Origin of the sequence: Ciceribacter ferrooxidans (assembly GCF_004137355.1) — a bacterium.
Taxonomy (GTDB): domain Bacteria; phylum Pseudomonadota; class Alphaproteobacteria; order Rhizobiales; family Rhizobiaceae; genus Allorhizobium; species Allorhizobium ferrooxidans.
Genome location: NZ_SDVB01000170.1, coordinates 23,973 through 39,927, shown reverse-complemented (window position 1 = coordinate 39,927; position 15,955 = coordinate 23,973). Strand labels below are relative to the sequence as shown.

The 15,955-nt window shown below is 64.8% G+C and carries 12 protein-coding genes; 8 read left to right on the top strand and 4 right to left on the bottom strand.

The genetic code is table 11. The features are described 5' to 3' along the window. Positions 1 to 11 precede the first annotated feature (11 nt). From EUU22_RS04505 to EUU22_RS04485, 5 genes are all read left to right on the top strand, one after another. Entirely contained in the window at positions 12 to 755 is a 744-nt protein-coding gene (locus EUU22_RS04505; RefSeq protein ID WP_129331469.1) for a FadR/GntR family transcriptional regulator, read from the top strand. 84 nt (positions 756 to 839) lie between these two features. Beyond that, positions 840 to 2,201 carry a bifunctional UDP-N-acetylglucosamine diphosphorylase/glucosamine-1-phosphate N-acetyltransferase GlmU gene (gene glmU, locus EUU22_RS04500; RefSeq protein WP_129330874.1) on the top strand — a complete coding sequence of 454 codons (1,362 nt, stop codon included), beginning with the start codon at positions 840 to 842 and terminating at the stop codon, positions 2,199 to 2,201. Positions 2,202 to 2,313: 112 nt separating this feature from the next. Continuing rightward, on the top strand, positions 2,314 to 4,140 hold the full coding sequence (gene glmS, locus EUU22_RS04495) for a glutamine--fructose-6-phosphate transaminase (isomerizing) (RefSeq protein WP_129330873.1): 1,827 nt from the start codon (positions 2,314 to 2,316) through the stop codon (positions 4,138 to 4,140). Continuing rightward, entirely contained in the window at positions 4,137 to 4,640 is a 504-nt protein-coding gene (locus tag EUU22_RS04490) for a GNAT family N-acetyltransferase (RefSeq protein WP_129330872.1), read from the top strand. Before glmS ends, EUU22_RS04490 begins: the two co-directional genes overlap by 4 nt. A gap of 9 nt (positions 4,641 to 4,649) precedes the next feature. Beyond that, positions 4,650 to 5,333, top strand: coding sequence for a DUF502 domain-containing protein (locus EUU22_RS04485; protein ID WP_129330871.1), 684 nt, complete (start codon positions 4,650 to 4,652; stop codon positions 5,331 to 5,333). A gap of 45 nt (positions 5,334 to 5,378) precedes the next feature. On the opposite strand, the gene recG is transcribed toward EUU22_RS04485, so the two are convergent. Continuing rightward, positions 5,379 to 7,484 (bottom strand): ATP-dependent DNA helicase RecG, encoded by a 2,106-nt coding sequence (gene recG, locus EUU22_RS04480; protein WP_129330870.1) that lies wholly within the window; start codon positions 7,482 to 7,484, stop codon positions 5,379 to 5,381. A 98-nt stretch (positions 7,485 to 7,582) separates the two neighbouring features. Here recG and EUU22_RS04475 point away from each other — a divergent pair, with 98 nt between their 5' ends. Together EUU22_RS04475 and mfd are read left to right on the top strand one after the other, a co-directional pair. Beyond that, the gene (locus EUU22_RS04475) at positions 7,583 to 7,900 is read left to right on the top strand and encodes a succinate dehydrogenase assembly factor 2 (RefSeq protein WP_129330869.1); all 318 of its coding nucleotides are present in this window, start codon (positions 7,583 to 7,585) and stop codon (positions 7,898 to 7,900) included. Next, positions 7,897 to 11,403: a transcription-repair coupling factor gene (gene mfd / locus EUU22_RS04470; RefSeq protein ID WP_129330868.1), complete on the top strand. Its 3,507-nt coding sequence runs from the start codon at positions 7,897 to 7,899 to the stop codon at positions 11,401 to 11,403. Before EUU22_RS04475 ends, mfd begins: the two co-directional genes overlap by 4 nt. On the opposite strand, the gene EUU22_RS04465 is transcribed toward mfd, so the two are convergent. From EUU22_RS04465 to EUU22_RS04455, 3 genes are all read right to left on the bottom strand, one after another. Continuing rightward, entirely contained in the window at positions 11,366 to 12,346 is a 981-nt protein-coding gene (locus EUU22_RS04465; RefSeq protein WP_129330867.1) for a DMT family transporter, read from the bottom strand. The two genes, mfd and EUU22_RS04465, sit on opposite strands and share 38 nt — an antisense overlap. 58 nt (positions 12,347 to 12,404) lie before the next feature. After that, positions 12,405 to 13,076 (bottom strand): DsbA family oxidoreductase, encoded by a 672-nt coding sequence (locus EUU22_RS04460; protein WP_129330866.1) that lies wholly within the window; start codon positions 13,074 to 13,076, stop codon positions 12,405 to 12,407. 139 nt (positions 13,077 to 13,215) lie between these two features. After that, a complete protein-coding gene (locus tag EUU22_RS04455) occupies positions 13,216 to 15,021 on the bottom strand; it encodes an extracellular solute-binding protein (protein ID WP_129330865.1) in 1,806 nt (601 codons plus the stop codon). A gap of 269 nt (positions 15,022 to 15,290) precedes the next feature. Between EUU22_RS04455 and EUU22_RS04450 the strand changes: the two genes are divergently transcribed. Continuing rightward, on the top strand, positions 15,291 to 15,932 hold the full coding sequence (locus EUU22_RS04450) for an invasion associated locus B family protein (protein WP_129330864.1): 642 nt from the start codon (positions 15,291 to 15,293) through the stop codon (positions 15,930 to 15,932). Positions 15,933 to 15,955: the final 23 nt, after the last annotated feature.

Below are 15,955 nucleotides of genomic sequence, written 5' to 3'. Positions count from 1 at the left end.
TGCCGAGTGAAATGCCTGATCCCATGGGGCTCGTCCGCCGAAAGCACACGAGCCACCGGCAAGTTGTCGAGGAAATCGGCAAGGCCATCGTGTCTGGCGGTTTTCCGGTCGGTAGCGTCCTTCCCGGCGACCCCGAGCTGGCGAAGCGCTTCCATGTCTCGCGCACGGTGCTGCGCGAGGCGATGAAGACGCTCGCCGCCAAGGGGCTCGTCGTCCCCAAAGCGCGAATCGGAACCAGGGTCACGGATCGCCAGTTCTGGAACATGTTCGACGGCGACATCCTGAGGTGGCATTTCGAGGCTGGCGTCAGCGAGGAATTCCTTCTCAATCTCTACGATATCCGCGAAGCTTTCGAGCCAGCTGCCGCCGCGCTCGCCGCCGAGCGGGCGAGTCCGGAGCAAATCGTCCTGCTGCGTCAGCTCGCCGAAGCTCTCGGCAACCCGGACCACACGACGGAAAGCCTTGCCTTCGCAGACTTGCGCTTCCACCTTACGCTCGCGACAGCGTCGCGGAACCCGTTCATGCGGACCTTGGGAAGCCTGATCGAGGCTGCGCTTTTCGGTGTTTTCCGCCTTTCGTCGGGCTCGCCCGACGGACACCGCGCTGCTGAAGTGCGCGCGTCCCACATGGCGATCGTCGACGCGATTGCCGCCCGTGACGGTGCGGCCGCGCGCCTCGCCATGGAGAAGGTGATCCAGGTCGGTCGCGACCGTGCTCGGGAGACCTTTTCCGACGAGGCCGTCGGCGCTCCTTGATCTTCTTTCACTTTCGGCACTCTTGCGGGCTTTCCGGACTGCGTCTAGGGATGTATCCCGAAGAGTGCGTTTCCGGAGAGCTCCATGGCCCGCAGTTGTCTCGCTGTCATCCTCGCCGCAGGTGACAGCACTCGCATGAAATCGTCGGTATCGAAGGTGCTTCACCCAGTGGCGGGGCGGCCGATGATCGCCCATGTGGCGGCCGCGGTCGCACGAGCCGGGATCAGCGATGTCGCGCTGGTGGTCGGACGCGACGCGGAGGCCGTCGAGAAGGCAGCCGCGGTCGACGATCTTCGGGTTTCTTCCTTCATTCAGAAGGAGCGGCTCGGAACGGGACACGCCGTGCTCGCCGCGCGCGAGGCGATCGCAAGGGGCTATGATGATATCCTGGTCGCCTATGGCGACGTGCCACTGATCACTGACGGGCCGTTTGCGGCAGCGCGTGCCGCCGTCGCCGAAGGCCACGATGTTGCGGTCATCGGCTTCCATACCGATGAACCGACGGGTTACGGACGCCTTCTCGTCGAGAACGGCGAGCTCGTCGCGATTCGCGAGGAGAAGGATGCGACCGATGCCGAGCGGGCCGTTACCTGGTGCAACAGCGGCCTGATGGCGATCGACGGGCGCAAGGCGCTTGCGCTCCTGGAGCGCATCGGCAACGACAACGCCAAGCGGGAATTCTACCTGACCGACATCGTCGAGATCGCCCGGTCGCTCGGGGGTAGGACGGTCGCCGTCGACGCCTCGGAAGAGGAACTCTCCGGCTGCAACAATCGCGCCGAACTCGCTCATATCGAACGGCTCTGGCAGCAGCGCCGACGCCGCGAAATCATGCTTTCGGGTGTCACGATGATCGCGCCCGAAACAGTCTTCCTCTCCTATGACACCGAGATCGGGCAGGACGCGGTGATCGAGCCGAACGTCGTCTTCGGTCCCGGCGTCACCGTCGAGGGCGGCGCCGTTATCCATGCCTTCAGTCATGTCGAAGGCGCCCATGTCTCCGCGGGCGCTACCGTCGGTCCGTTCGCGCGGCTGCGGCCGGGTGCTCATCTCGCGGAAGGAGCGAAGGTCGGCAATTTCTGCGAGGTCAAGAAGGCGGAGATCGGCGCCGGCGCCAAGGTCAACCACCTGACCTATATCGGCGATGCCTTCGTCGGCGCGGGAAGCAATATCGGCGCCGGCACCATCACCTGCAACTACGACGGCGTGAACAAGTTCGAGACTCATATCGGCGCCGGCGCCTTCATCGGGTCGAACACAGCGCTCGTCGCGCCGGTTTCGGTCGGCGACGGCGCCTATGTCGGCTCCGGCAGCGTGATCACCGAAGACGTCCCGGCCGACGCGCTCGCGCTCGGCCGTGCGCGGCAGGTGGTGAAGCCGGAGAGGGCAAAGCAGATCCGCGAGCACAACCTCGCCATCAAGGCGGCGAGGAAGGCGAAGGGCTGATTGCCGCAGCTTGCGTAACGCGGCGAAACCGAATGTGACCTGTGGGCTGATTGCGAAAAACCGGAAAGTGATTAGGACTGGCTTTCGCTGATGAAACCAGACGGAGAAGTCTATGTGTGGCATTGTCGGAATTGTTGGTAACAAGCCGGTCGCGGGCCGCCTTGTCGACGCCCTGAAGCGACTGGAATATCGCGGCTACGATTCGGCCGGTGTCGCCACCATCGACAATGGCGTGATGGATCGACGGCGCGCCGAAGGCAAACTTTTCAATCTGGAAAAGCGGCTTGCCGACGAACCGCTCGGCGGCAATATCGGCATCGCGCACACGCGCTGGGCGACCCACGGCGTCCCGAACGAAACCAATGCCCATCCGCACTTCGTCGAAGGCGTCGCGGTCGTCCACAACGGTATCATCGAGAACTTCGCCGAACTGCGCGACGAACTGATGCGCGAGGGTGCGCATTTCACCACGCAGACCGATACGGAAATCGTCGCCCAGCTGATCGCGAAATACCGCCGCCAGGGTTACGACAATCGTGCGGCGATGCTCGCCATGCTGAACCACGTCACCGGCGCCTATGCGCTGGTCGTGATGTTCGAAAACGATCCGGACACGATCATGGCCGCTCGCTTCGGGCCGCCGCTCGCGATCGGCTTCGGCAAGGGCGAAATGTTCCTCGGTTCCGACGCGATCGCGTTGGCGCCGTTCACCAACGACATCGTCTACATGGTCGACGGCGATTGCGCGGTCATCCACCACGACAGCGCAGAGATCACCGATTTCTCCGGCAAGCCGGTCGAACGCCCGCACCAGATTTCCCAGGCGAGCGCCTTCCTCGTCGACAAGGGCAATCACCGGCACTTCATGGAGAAGGAAATCCATGAACAGCCGGAAGTGATTTCCCACGCGCTGTCGAACTACATCGATTTCCACAGCCAGACGGTCCGTCTCGACGAGACCGCGATCGATTTCGGCAAGGTGTCGCGCCTGGCCGTCTCCGCGTGTGGAACGGCCTATCTCTCCGGCCTCGTCGGCAAGTATTGGTTCGAGCGCTATGCCCGGCTGCCGGTCGAGATCGACGTCGCGTCGGAATTCCGCTACCGTGAAATGCCGCTCTCGAAGGACGAGGCCGCACTCTTCATCTCGCAGTCCGGTGAAACCGCCGATACGCTCGCCTCGCTCCGCTACTGCAAGGAGCAGGGCCTGAGGATCGGCGGCATCGTCAACGTCAAGGAATCGACGATCGCGCGCGAGTCCGACGGCGTCTATCCGATCCTAGCGGGCCCGGAAATCGGCGTCGCCTCCACCAAGGCCTTCACCTGCCAGCTCGCGGTGCTCGCTTCGCTCGCGATCGGCGCCGGCCGTATGCGCGGCACGCTGACCGAGGCGGAAGAAAAGCAGATGGTGCGCAGCCTGTCGGAGCTGCCGCGCATCATGAGCGGCGTGCTCAACGACATCCAGCCGCAGATGGAAAGCCTGGCGCGCGAGCTTTCGAAGTTCCACCACGTGCTCTATCTCGGCCGCGGTACCAGCTATCCGATGGCGCTCGAAGGCGCGCTGAAGCTCAAGGAAATTTCCTACATCCACGCCGAGGGTTACGCCGCCGGCGAGTTGAAGCACGGCCCCATCGCGCTCATCGACGAGAACATGCCGGTCATCGTGATCGCGCCGCACGACCGCTTCTTCGAAAAGACGGTGTCCAACATGCAGGAGGTCGCCGCCCGCGGCGGCCGCATCATCTTCATCACCGACGAAAAGGGCGCGGCAGCCTCCAAGCTGCCGACCATGGCGACGATCGTGCTGCCGAACGTCGCCGAGCTCATCGCGCCGATGGTCTTCGCCCTGCCGGTCCAGTTGCTCGCCTATCACACGGCGGTCTTCATGGGTACTGACGTCGACCAGCCGCGCAACCTCGCAAAGTCGGTGACCGTCGAGTGATCCTGCGTCCGGAGCGCGCGGGCGACGAGGCGGCGATCAGCGCCGTCACGGCGGCCGCCTTTGATGGCCATCCGCACAGCGACGGCAGCGAACCGCGCATCATCGAAAGACTGCGGGCGGCGGGCGTCCTGACGCTCTCGCTCGTCGCCGAGGAGCAGGGCGAGGTGGTCGGTCACGTCGCCTTCTCGCCGGTCACCTTTTCAGGCGGCGAGCCGGGCTGGTTCGCGCTCGGCCCCATTTCCGTCCGGCCGGACCGGCAAGGGCAGGGGATCGGCAGCCGCCTCGTCCGCGAAGGCCTCCGTCGTCTGCAGGAGGATGGCGCGAGAGGTTGCGTCCTCGTCGGGGAGCCGGCGTACTACCGGCGCTTCGGATTCAGCACCGAGCATGATCTCTCGACGCCCGGCGTTCCGCGCGAGTATTTGCTCGCTTTGGCCTTGAACGGCCCGGTTCCATCCGGCATTGTCGCCTTCCACCCCGGTTTCTTTGGCGATGCAGCATAGCGGCGACCGATGAACGATCTCCCCGAAAAGATGTCCCTGGCGACGCGGCTGAGAAACAACTTCCTCGCCGGCCTGATCATCTGCGCCCCGGTGGCGATCACCATCTGGCTCACCTGGTCGTTCATCCGCTGGGCGGACAGCTGGGTGAAACCCTATATTCCGAGCCGGATCGATCCCGAGAGCTACCTGAAATTTGCCATTCCGGGCTTCGGCCTCCTGATCGCCGTCGTCTCGATCACCCTGATCGGTTTCCTGGGCAAGAACCTGATCGGCCGCTCGGTCGTCGATTTTTCCGAGCGGGTCCTCCACCGGATGCCGCTGGTGCGCACGCTCTACAAGAGCCTGAAGCAGATCTTCGAATCGGTGCTGAAGGACCAGTCCTCGTCCTTCAAGCGGGTCGGCCTCGTCGAGTTCCCGAGCCCCGGCATGTGGGCGGTCGTTTTCATCGCCACCGACGTTCGTGGAGAAATCGCCGCCCGCCTCAACGAGGACGGTCGGGAAATGGTCGCGGTCTTCCTGCCGCCGACGCCGGTGCCGACCGCCGGCTTCCTGATGTTCGTGCCGCGCGACCACATCAAGCTCCTCGACATGACGCCGGAAGAGGCGGCGAAGCTGCTGATCTCCGGCGGTCTCGTCATGCCGGACTACAAACCGCGCAGTGTGGAAACCGTCTTTCCGGTCTGGAAGCCCTGAAACGGCCGAGAATTAGCCGGCTAAGGACCGTTCCGCAGGATGCTTTCACCCCGCTCTGAGGAAGCGGATCGCCTCGTCGCGGCGGAAGAGATAGAGCAGGATGCGCAGCGCCCGCCCGCGCTCCGAGACGAGGTCCGCATCCTTCTCCAGAATATACCCGGCGTCCTTGTGGGCAGTTTCCAGCAGGTCGCCGTGGTGTTCGAGACTTGCGAACCGGAAACCCGGTGTGCCCGATTGCCGCGTGCCGAGGAGTTCGCCTTCTCCGCGCAGCTTCAGGTCCTCCTCCGCGATCAGGAAACCGTCCTCGCTCTCACGCAGGATGGAAAGCCGCGCATGGCCCGTCTCGCCGAGGGGTGCCTTGTAGAGGAGAATGCAGCTCGACGCTTCGGCGCCGCGCCCGACCCGGCCGCGCAACTGGTGGAGCTGGGCGAGCCCGAACCGCTCCGCATGCTCGATCACCATGATCGTCGCGTCCGGCACGTCGACGCCGACCTCGACCACCGTCGTCGCGACGAGAACGCGGGTTTCGCCGTTCTTGAACGCCATCATCGCGGCGTCCTTTTCCGCACCGCTCATGCGACCGTGAACGAGCCCGACATCCACCCCGAGCGCCTGCGTCAGGATCGCGTGACGCTCCTCGGCCGACATCAGTTCCGTCACGTCGGACTCCTCGACGAGCGGGCAGATCCAGTAGGCTTTCTTGCCCTCACGAACCGCACTTCTGAGCCGGTCGATGATCTCGTTGGTGCGTTCGGAAGGGACGGTCACCGTATGGATCGGCTTGCGGCCCGCCGGCTTTTCCGTGAGCTTGGAGACGTCGAGATCGCCGAAGGCGGCAAGCACGAGCGTGCGTGGAATGGGGGTCGCCGTCATCACCAGCATGTGCGGCGATATCCCCTTCGCGGTGAGGCGCAGCCGCTGGTGCACGCCGAAGCGATGCTGCTCGTCGACGACGGCGAGCTGCAGGTTGCGATAGCTCACCGTCTCCTGGAAGAGGGCGTGCGTGCCGATGACGATCTGCGCCTCGCCGCTCGCGATCTTTTCGAGGATCGCCTCGCGCTCGCGGCCCTTGGTGCGCCCGGTCAGCACGACCACCGAAATGCCGGCCGCCTCCGCGAGCCGGGAAATGGTCGCATGGTGCTGCCTTGCCAGAATTTCCGTCGGTGCCATCAGCACCGCCTGGCCGCCGCTCTCGACCGCCGCCGCCATCGCGAGCAGAGCGACGAGCGTCTTGCCCGCGCCGACATCCCCCTGCAAGAGGCGTAGCATGCGGGTCTGCCCGCCCATGTCCTTCAGGATGTCGGCGACCGCCTGTTGCTGGCCGGCAGTCAGCGAGAAGGGCAGGGCCGCGAGGATCTTGTGGCTGATCGCCCCTGTCGCGTGGACGGGCGAGCCCGCGACCCGCCGCAGCCTCTGCCGCACCAGCGCCAGCGACACCTGGCCGGCGAGAAATTCGTCATAGGCAAGCCGCCGCCGCGCCGGTGCCTGTGCCTCGACATCGGCCGCATCGCGCGGATTGTGGAGCCGCAGGATGCTTGCCTTCGGCGGCTCGAAGCCCTGTCTTTGGACGAGCGGCGGATCGATCCATTCGGGAAGCTCGGGAAGGCGCTCCAGCGCACTTTCGATCGCCTTGCGCAACACTTTCGGCGAGAGCCCGGCGGTGAGCGGATAGACCGGTTCGACGCGCGGCAGACTGTCCGCCTCGCTCGCCTTGACCACATAGTCCGGGTGGACCATCGACGGCCGGCCGTTGAACCAGTCGACCTTGCCGGACACCATGATGGTCTCGTCGACCGGAAATGTCTTTTCGAGCCACGGGCCCTTCGCATGGAAGAAGGTCAGCGCCAACTCGCCGGTGTCGTCGTGCAGGAAGACGCGGTAGGGCACGCTCCTGTTGCCGCGTGGCGGCGGCTGGTGCCGGTCGACACGGCCGGTGACGGTGACGATCGCGCCCTGCGGGGCGAGTGCGATACCGGGCTGGTAACGCCGATCGATCAGCCGGTGCGGCGCCAGCATCAGCAGGTCGATCACCCGGCAGTCGTCGGCGTCCTCCCGCCCGAGGAGCGTGGCGATGAGGCCGGCGAGCTTCGGCCCGACGCCGGGAAGCGAAGCGACGGGGGCGAACAGGGGATCGAGAAGGGCGGGTCGCATGGTGGCTGCCAAAATGCGACGATAATTACGCCCTTGGCAAGGCTGACAATCCTGATCCCAGGGGCTATAGAGGCGCATCAACAGGAAGGGATGCCGAAATGACAGGATTGACCCGCACCAGCGCCGATCTCGACCCGCGCCGCCGGCGCATCCTTTTCCGTTGCTGGCACCGCGGGATCCGCGAGATGGACCTCGTTCTCGGCCAGTTCGCCGAACAAGCGATCGCCGACCTCTCCGACGCCGACCTCGACGAACTCGAACGGATCATGGCCGAGGAAGACAATGATCTGGTGAAATGGATCACCGGAGCCGAAGCTGTCCCCGAGCGCCACCGGACACCGCTCTTCGAGCGCATCGCCGCCTGTCGTCCGGACTTTTCGCCGGTCACCATGGAACCCACCGGAAAGGCAGAATGATCTCCCTCTTCGACGCCAGGACGATCGCGCAGGCCGAAACCGCGCTGACACTTTCGAGCGTGCCGGACGGCATGGATGCCTTCCTGATCGCGGAGCTCGCGCGTCAGGGCCGGCCCGTCGCCTACGTGCTCTCCGACGGCCAGAAGCTCGCCGACATCGAGCAGGTCCTTTCTTTCGCCGCGCCGGAAATCCCGGTGCTGACCCTGCCGGCCTGGGACTGCCTTCCCTATGACCGCGTCTCTCCAAGCGCTGACGTTTCCGCCCGCCGCCTGACCGCGCTCGGCGGCCTGATCGCCCATCGCCGCAAGCCGCATCCGGGCGTCGTCCTCGTGACGGTCAATGCGATGCTGCAGCGGGTCGCCCCGGCCGACGTCATCGAGAGCCTTGCCTTCTCTGCCCGTCCGGGCAACCAGATCCGCATGGACGACGTCGCCTCGCGGCTCGAACGCAACGGTTTCGAACGGGTCGCGACGGTCCGCGAGGTCGGCGAATTCGCCGTCCGCGGCGGCATTCTCGACGTTTTCGTGCCCGGTGCGGAAGAGCCGGTGCGTCTCGATTTCTTCGGCGACACGCTGGAATCGATCCGCTATTTCGATCCGGCGAGCCAGCGCACGACGGGGCAGGCCCGCTCCCTCGATCTCAATCCGATGAGCGAAGTGACGCTGACGCCGGAAAGCATCGCCCGCTTCCGCAAGAACTATCTCTCGCTCTTCGGCGCAGCCACCCGCGACGACGCGCTCTATGCCGCCGTCTCGGAAGGGCGCCGCTATGCCGGTCTCGAACACTGGCTGCCGCTCTTCCACGACCATCTGGAAACGGTCTTCGACTATCTCGAAGGCTTCCTCATCGTCACCGACCACACGGTCCGCGAGGCCGCCGAGGAACGCGCAAAGCAGATCCGCGACTATTACGAGGCGCGCCACCACAGCGGCGAGACCGGCAAGAGCCACCTTTCGCAGGGCACCCCTTACAAGCCCGTGCCGCCCGAGCGCCTCTACCTCAGTGCCAAACAGTTCGCCAATGCGCTCGATGCTGTGGCGCCGGTCCGCATCTCGCCCTTCGCCGAACATGAGGGTGAAACGCGGAAGGTGGTGGAGATCGCCGCCCGCCCGAGCCCGCGCTGGGCGAAGACGGCCGTCGACGCTGCCGAGGGCAATCGCGTCAACGTCTTCGACCAGGCCGTCCGCTACATTGCCGACAAGCGCGCCTCGGGCGCCAAGGTGCTCGTCGCCGGCTGGTCGGACGGCTCGCTCGACCGCCTCTGCCAGGTGCTTGCCGAGCACGGGCTCGAAAAGCTGGTTCCGGTTAAGTCGCTGAAGGACATCGACACGCTGAAGAAGGGCGAGGGCGGTGCCGCTGTCCTCAGCCTCGAAGGCGGGTTCGAAGCGGGCGATCTCGTCATCGTCGGTGAACAGGATATTCTCGGCGACCGCATGGTGCGCCGCTCCAAGCGCCGCAAGCGTGCCGCCGATTTCATCTCCGAGGTTGCGGGTCTGGACGAAGGATCGATCGTCGTCCACGCCGAACACGGCATCGGCCGCTTTGTCGGCCTGCGCACCATCGAGGCGGCCGGCGCGCCGCATGCCTGCCTCGAACTGCTCTACGCCGACGACGCAAAGCTCTTCCTGCCCGTCGAGAACATCGATCTCCTGTCGCGCTACGGCTCGGAGGGGAGCGATGCCCAGCTCGACCGCCTCGGCGGCGGCGCCTGGCAGATGCGCAAGGCGAAGCTCAAGCGCCGCCTGCTCGACATGGCCGACGGCCTGATCCGCATCGCCGCGGAACGGCTGACGCGGTCCGCGCCGGTGCTCACCACCCAGGAAGGCCTCTACGACGAATTCGCCGCCCGCTTCCCCTATGACGAGACCGAGGACCAGATGAACGCCATCGAGGCGGTGCGCGGCGATCTCGGCGCCGGCCGTCCGATGGATCGCCTCGTCTGCGGCGACGTCGGCTTCGGCAAGACGGAAGTGGCGCTCAGAGCCGCCTTCACCGCTGCGATGAACGGCGTGCAGGTGGCGGTCGTCGTGCCGACCACGCTTCTCGCCCGCCAGCATTTCAAGACCTTTTCCGAGCGTTTCCGCGGGCTGCCGATCCGCGTACAGCAGGCGTCGCGCCTCGTCGGCGCCAAGGAGCTCAATCTGGTCAAGAAGGAAGTGGCGGACGGCAAGACCGACATCGTCGTCGGCACCCATGCGCTTCTCGGCTCCGGCATCAAGTTCGCCAATCTCGGCCTCCTCATCATCGACGAGGAGCAGCACTTCGGCGTCAAGCACAAGGAACGGCTGAAGGAGCTGAAGTCGGACGTCCACGTGCTGACGCTGTCGGCGACGCCGATCCCGCGCACGCTGCAGCTAGCGATGACCGGCGTCCGCGAACTCTCGCTCATCACCACGCCGCCGGTCGACCGCATGGCGGTTCGCACCTTCATCTCGCCGTTCGACCCGCTGGTGATCCGCGAGACGCTGATGCGCGAACACTATCGCGGTGGTCAGAGCTTCTATGTCTGCCCGCGGCTCTCCGATCTCGCCGACGTGCAGGCCTTCCTGCAATCGGACGTGCCGGAACTGAAGGTCGCCGTCGCCCACGGCCAGATGGCCGCCGGCGAGCTCGAAGACATCATGAATGCCTTCTACGACGGCCGCTACGACGTGCTCCTCTCGACCACCATTGTCGAATCGGGCCTCGACGTGCCGACCGCCAACACGCTGGTCGTCCACCGGGCCGACATGTTCGGCCTCGCCCAGCTCTATCAATTGCGCGGCCGCGTCGGGCGTTCCAAGGTCCGCGCCTTCGCGCTCTTGACGCTGCCGGTCAACAAGGTGCTGACCTCGTCGGCCGAGCGTCGCCTCAAAGTCCTGCAGTCGCTCGATACGCTCGGCGCCGGCTTCCAGCTCGCGAGCCACGACCTCGACATCCGCGGTGCCGGTAACCTGCTCGGCGAGGAGCAGTCCGGCCACATCAAGGAGGTCGGCTTCGAACTCTATCAGCACATGCTGGAAGAGGCGGTCGCCGAGGTGAAGGGCGTCGATGTCGTCGAGGATACCGGCTGGTCGCCGCAGATTTCCGTCGGCACCTCCGTCATGATCCCCGACGACTACGTGCCGGACCTGCACCTGCGCCTCGGCCTTTATCGCCGCCTCGGCGAGCTGACAGAACTCGGAGAGATCGATGCCTTCGGCGCGGAAATGATCGACCGCTTCGGCCCGATGCCGGCGGAAGTCCAGAGCCTGTTGAAGGTCGTCTACATCAAGGCGCTCTGCCGCAAGGCCAACGTCGAAAAGCTCGAGGCGGGACCGAAGGGCGTGGTCGTGCAGTTCCGCAACAAGGAATTCCCGAACCCGGCCGCCCTCGTCGGCTATATCGCCAAACAGGGCACGATGGCGAAGATCCGCCCGGACCAGAGCGTCTTTTTGACCCGCGACCTGCCGACGCCCGAAAAGCGGCTCGCCGGCGCGGCGATGGTCATGACTCAGTTCGCGGAACTGGCGCGTCAACCCTGATAGCCTCGGCATATGCCGAGGCCTCCGGCTCCGCCGGAAGGGCCGCCTGTGGCGCTGCGGCGAGCGAAGGCGGCAGGGGCACACCACGCGTTCGTTCGCGGATGACGGTGAGGAGGCCAGAGCCGACGATCAGCACGATGCCGGCGAACATCGGCGTGTCCAGGCGGTCGCCGAAAAGCACGTAGCCGAAGAGCACCGCCCAGATCATCTGGCTGTACTGGATCGGCCCGACGACCGCCGCCGAGGCATAGAAGGAGGCGACCATCAGCAGGACGTTGCCGACGGTCGCGAGGATGCCGAAGGACGCCAGAAGCGAAAAATCGTGGACCGTCGGCCAGACGAAACCGGGCGCCATCAGCGCCCCGGAAATCAGGAGGCTGCCGAGAAAACCCGCGCCATAGAGCGACACGCTCTTTTCGGCCGGGCCGACCGCCCGGTAGATGACGATGGAGACGGCGCCGGTGAAGCCGGAAACGAGCGCCGTCAGGTGTCCGAACGACAGTTCCCGGAAACCCGGACGCAAAACGATCAGTACGCCGACGAAACCGATGACGACGGCCGACCAGCGCCGCGGCCCCACTTTCTCCTTGAGGAAGATCACCGAGAGGATGGTTGCAAAGGAGGGCAGCAGGAAGATCAGGCTGAACGCCTCCGCCATGCTGAGCTCAGTGAAGGCGATGATGCTGCCGACGGTGCCGATCGCCGAACAGACGAATCGCAGGAGCCAGAGCGGCCGGTTGGTCGTGCGCACGAGATCGGACAAGCGGTCGCCCCGCTTCAGCAGGAAGGGGACCGCGAGGAGGCCGAAGCAGGAGCCGAAGAAGGCCGCTTCGAGTGGCGGCACGCGGCCGTCGATAAGCTTCACCGAAGCGTCGCTGATGGCATAGGCGACAAAGCAGACGAAGGCGATCAGGACGCCTTTGAGCGTGGTGTCTTGGGACAAGAGGGATATTCCGGGGCGAGGGGCGATGCCGTCTGGATAGGTCCCTTCCTGACAGGCGTCAATTCAGTTTTCGCTGATCTTCCGCCTTGAGGCGCGCGATGTCGCGGAGCGCATTGGTGAGCACCTCCGGCGTCTGCGCGCCGCTGACGGCATATTTCTGGTCGAAGATGAAGAAAGGCACGCCGTTCACCCCCATCTTCTGCGCGGCATCGATTTCGGAAAGCACATGCGCCTTGTCGGCATCTCCCTCGAGGAGGGTCGAAATCACCGCGCGGTCGAGACCCGCCTTCTCGGCGATGTCGAGCAGGACGGCCTTGTCGCCGACATTGCGGCCTTCCTCGAAATTGGCCTTGAACAGCGCGGAAACGACGCGCTGTTGCGCCTCGCGGTCCTCGGTTCCGGCCCAGTGAATCAGCCGGTGGGCGTCGAGCGTGTTCGGGCCGATCCTGATCGCATCGAAGTCGAAGGCGATTCCGACCTCGCGTCCGAGCGCCTTCAACTGCTCGTGGGCGCGATCCATGTTCTCCTTGCCGCCGAGCTTGCGGGCAAGTTCCACCTGCTGGTCGACACCTTCCGGCGGATAGTCGGGGTTGAGACGGTAGGGACGCCAGTTCACGTCGACGGAGACCTCGTCCTGCACCTCGGCGATCGCGAGGTCGAGACGCGCCTTTCCGAGGAAGCACCAGGGGCAGACGACGTCGGAGACGATGTCGATGGTGATGCGCTGCATGGGGCTTCCTTTCATGGACTTAGGCGGCGAAAAACTTCTGTTTCCGCCACTTAGGGCCAATGGCCCGGCGCTTCAAGGCGTTACCTTTCGGGAACCACCCCTGAAACACCACCGGACAAGAAGCAGAGGCGGACGTCCGTCACTGCGCCCGCGCATCCCACCAGGTCGGCAGCTGATAGCCGTAGAGCGGCACCTGCTCAGGGCGGGCGATACGTGTCCAGTGTGCCACCCACTGTTCGCCGAGGTGATAGAGCGGCACGACATAGTGGCCGTCGACCAGCAGGCGGTCATAGGCGCGCACGGCGGCCTGGAAATCCTCCTGGGTGCGCGCATTCATCAGCGCGTCGATCATCCGGTCGATATCCGGATCGGCCACACCCGCATAGTTGAAGCTGCCCTGCGCGTCCTTCGATGCCGATCCCCAGCGGTTGACCTGCTCTGCACCCGGCGACAGCGACGAGGTGTAGGCCTTGATGATCATGTCGTAGTCGAAGCTGTTCGAGCGGGCTTGGTACTGCGCATCGTCGACCGTGCGGATCGCCATGTCGACGCCGATCATCTTCAGCGCCCGCTGATAAGCGACTGCCATCTTCTCCTGGCCGGCGTTCTGGGTCATCACCTCGAAGGCGAGCGGCTTGCCGGCGGCATCGACCATCTTGCCGCCCTGGATCGTGTAGCCGGCCTCCTTGAGCAGGCCGACGGCCTCGCGCAGCACCTTGCGGTCGCTGCCGGAGGCATCCGTCACCGGCATGGTGTAGGTGCCGGCGAGGATTTCCGCACCGATCTTGTCCTTCGCCGGGCCGAGCAGTGCCAGTTCGCGCGCGTCGGCGGCGTTGCCGTAGGCGCCGAGCTTGGAATTCTGCCAGAAGCTCTGCGTGCGCTGGAATGCGTTGTCGTAGAGTGTCTTGTTCATCCATTCGAAATCGAAGGCGAGCGACAGCGCCTCGCGCACCCGCACGTCGGCGAAGATCGGCCGGCGGGTGTTGAAGACGAAACCGAGCATGCCCGAGGGAAGGCCCGGCTTGAACACTTCCTTGACGACGTCACCCTTCTGCACGGCGGGGAAATCATAGGCACGGTCCCAGTGATTCGCGTCACCGTCGGGATAAACGTCGACATCGCCCTTCTTGAAGGCTTCGAAAAGCGTCGAATCCTGCAGGAAGTAGGTGACGGAGATTTCGTCGTAGTTGTCGAAGCCGACCTTGGAGGGGATATCCTTGCCCCAGTAGTCCGGGTCGCGCTGCCAGACGATCCTTTCGCCGGGTTGGATCGACTTGATCTTGTAGGGGCCGGAGGCGACCGGGATCGCAAGCGAGGTCTGTTCGAACGTCGCCGGATCGACCGCGTGCTTCGGCAGGATCGGCATCGACAGTGCGAGGATCAGCGGTGTCTCGCGGTTGGCCTTCTCGTTGAAGGTGAAGCGCACGCTGCGCTCGCCCACCTGTTCCATCTTGGAGACGACGTCGAGGCGCTTGTTGTAGGGCGGGCGTCCCTTTTCGGCGAGGAGCTTGAAGGAGAAGATAACGTCTTCCGCCGTCACCGGCTTGCCGTCGTGCCAGTGCGCCTTCGGATTGAGATTGAACTGGATGAAGCTGCGCTCCTCGTCCCATTCCACGCTTTCCGCCAGCAGGCCGTAGAGCGAGAACGGCTCGTCGCTCGAGCGCTGCATAAGCGCCTCGTAGAAAAGATTGCCGTATTCCGGATCCCACACGCCGCGCGCTGTCGTGCGCATGCCCTTGATGACGAAGGGATTGAGGCTGTCGAAGGTGCCGACGACGCCGTAGGAGATCTTGCCGCCCTTCTTCACTTGCGGGTTCACGTAGGGGAAGTGTGTATAGTCCGCAGGCAGCGCCACCTGGCCATGCATGGCGATGCCGTGGACGGGCTCGGCCTGAGCCAGTCCGGAAAAGCCCAGGAAGAGGATGGGAAGAAGAAGGCGGCGCACGTCGATTCCTTTCGGCTAATGTCGGATTCGCGGGCGGAGGCTACCACGAAGACCATAAAACCAACACATCAGGCGGCCAATTTCGCCCCGCGGCGCAAGGAAGGCCCAAAGAAGGGCTGGATATTCGCCGTTGCCCGATGTAACAGGTGTGACCGGGTAGCCAAGGTCATGTATTTGCCTCATTTGAACGACAGGTGACTGGCAGCACGACCGAGCGGTGCCGTACCGTGAGTGCGGTTCGGGATTGGTTTTCAGGAGACGGAATTCGTATGATGCTTAAAGCAAACAAAGCCACGCGGGCTGTTCTTTCCGCGCTTGTCCTCACCGTCGGCACGGCCGCCGTTCCTGCGGTTTCTGCCGCACAGGATGCCGGCGCCGCCGCGAATGCCGCTCCGCCGAAGTGGTTCAAGACCTGCCAGAAGCAGGAGGACAACGATGTCTGCGTGGTGCAGAATCAGCAGCTCGCCCAGAACGGTCAGCTCCTGACGGCCGTCGGCCTCATCAGCGTCGAAGGCAAGATCAACCGCAAGATCCTGCAGGTCACCGTTCCGACCGCCCGTCTCATCCCGCCGGGCATCATGATGCAGATCGACGGCGGCAAGGGCCAGAAGCTCGACTACGCCGTCTGCCTGCCTGACCGCTGCACGGCCGAGATGCCGCTGACCGACGCGGTCATCGCGAGCCTCAAGAAGGGCAACGAGGTGGTCTTCACCTCGATCAACTTCCGCCGCGCGCCGAACCCGATCAAGATTACGCTCGAAGGCTTCACCGGCGCCTATGACGGCGAGGCGATGTCGCAGTCGCAGGCCGAGGAGCGCCAGCGCCTCCTGCAGGAAGTCATGCAGAAGAAGACCGACGAGAGCCGCAAGGCACTCGAGGCCGCCCAGGACAAGGCGAAGACCGGCAACTGATTGCCGAAAGAGTATCAAAGGAA

Bases quoted from the DNA above. Each gene is read 5' to 3' on its own strand.
- EUU22_RS04505 (WP_129331469.1), top strand. From the start codon at position 12: ATGCCTGATCCCATGGGGCTCGTCCGCCGAAAGCACACGAGCCACCGG.
- glmU (WP_129330874.1), top strand. From the start codon at position 840: ATGGCCCGCAGTTGTCTCGCTGTCATCCTCGCCGCAGGTGACAGCACT.
- glmS (WP_129330873.1), top strand. From the start codon at position 2,314: ATGTGTGGCATTGTCGGAATTGTTGGTAACAAGCCGGTCGCGGGCCGC.
- EUU22_RS04485 (WP_129330871.1), top strand. From the start codon at position 4,650: ATGAACGATCTCCCCGAAAAGATGTCCCTGGCGACGCGGCTGAGAAAC.
- recG (WP_129330870.1), bottom strand. From the start codon at position 7,484: ATGCGACCCGCCCTTCTCGATCCCCTGTTCGCCCCCGTCGCTTCGCTT.
- EUU22_RS04475 (WP_129330869.1), top strand. From the start codon at position 7,583: ATGACAGGATTGACCCGCACCAGCGCCGATCTCGACCCGCGCCGCCGG.
- mfd (WP_129330868.1), top strand. From the start codon at position 7,897: ATGATCTCCCTCTTCGACGCCAGGACGATCGCGCAGGCCGAAACCGCG.
- EUU22_RS04460 (WP_129330866.1), bottom strand. From the start codon at position 13,076: ATGCAGCGCATCACCATCGACATCGTCTCCGACGTCGTCTGCCCCTGG.
- EUU22_RS04450 (WP_129330864.1), top strand. From the start codon at position 15,291: ATGATGCTTAAAGCAAACAAAGCCACGCGGGCTGTTCTTTCCGCGCTT.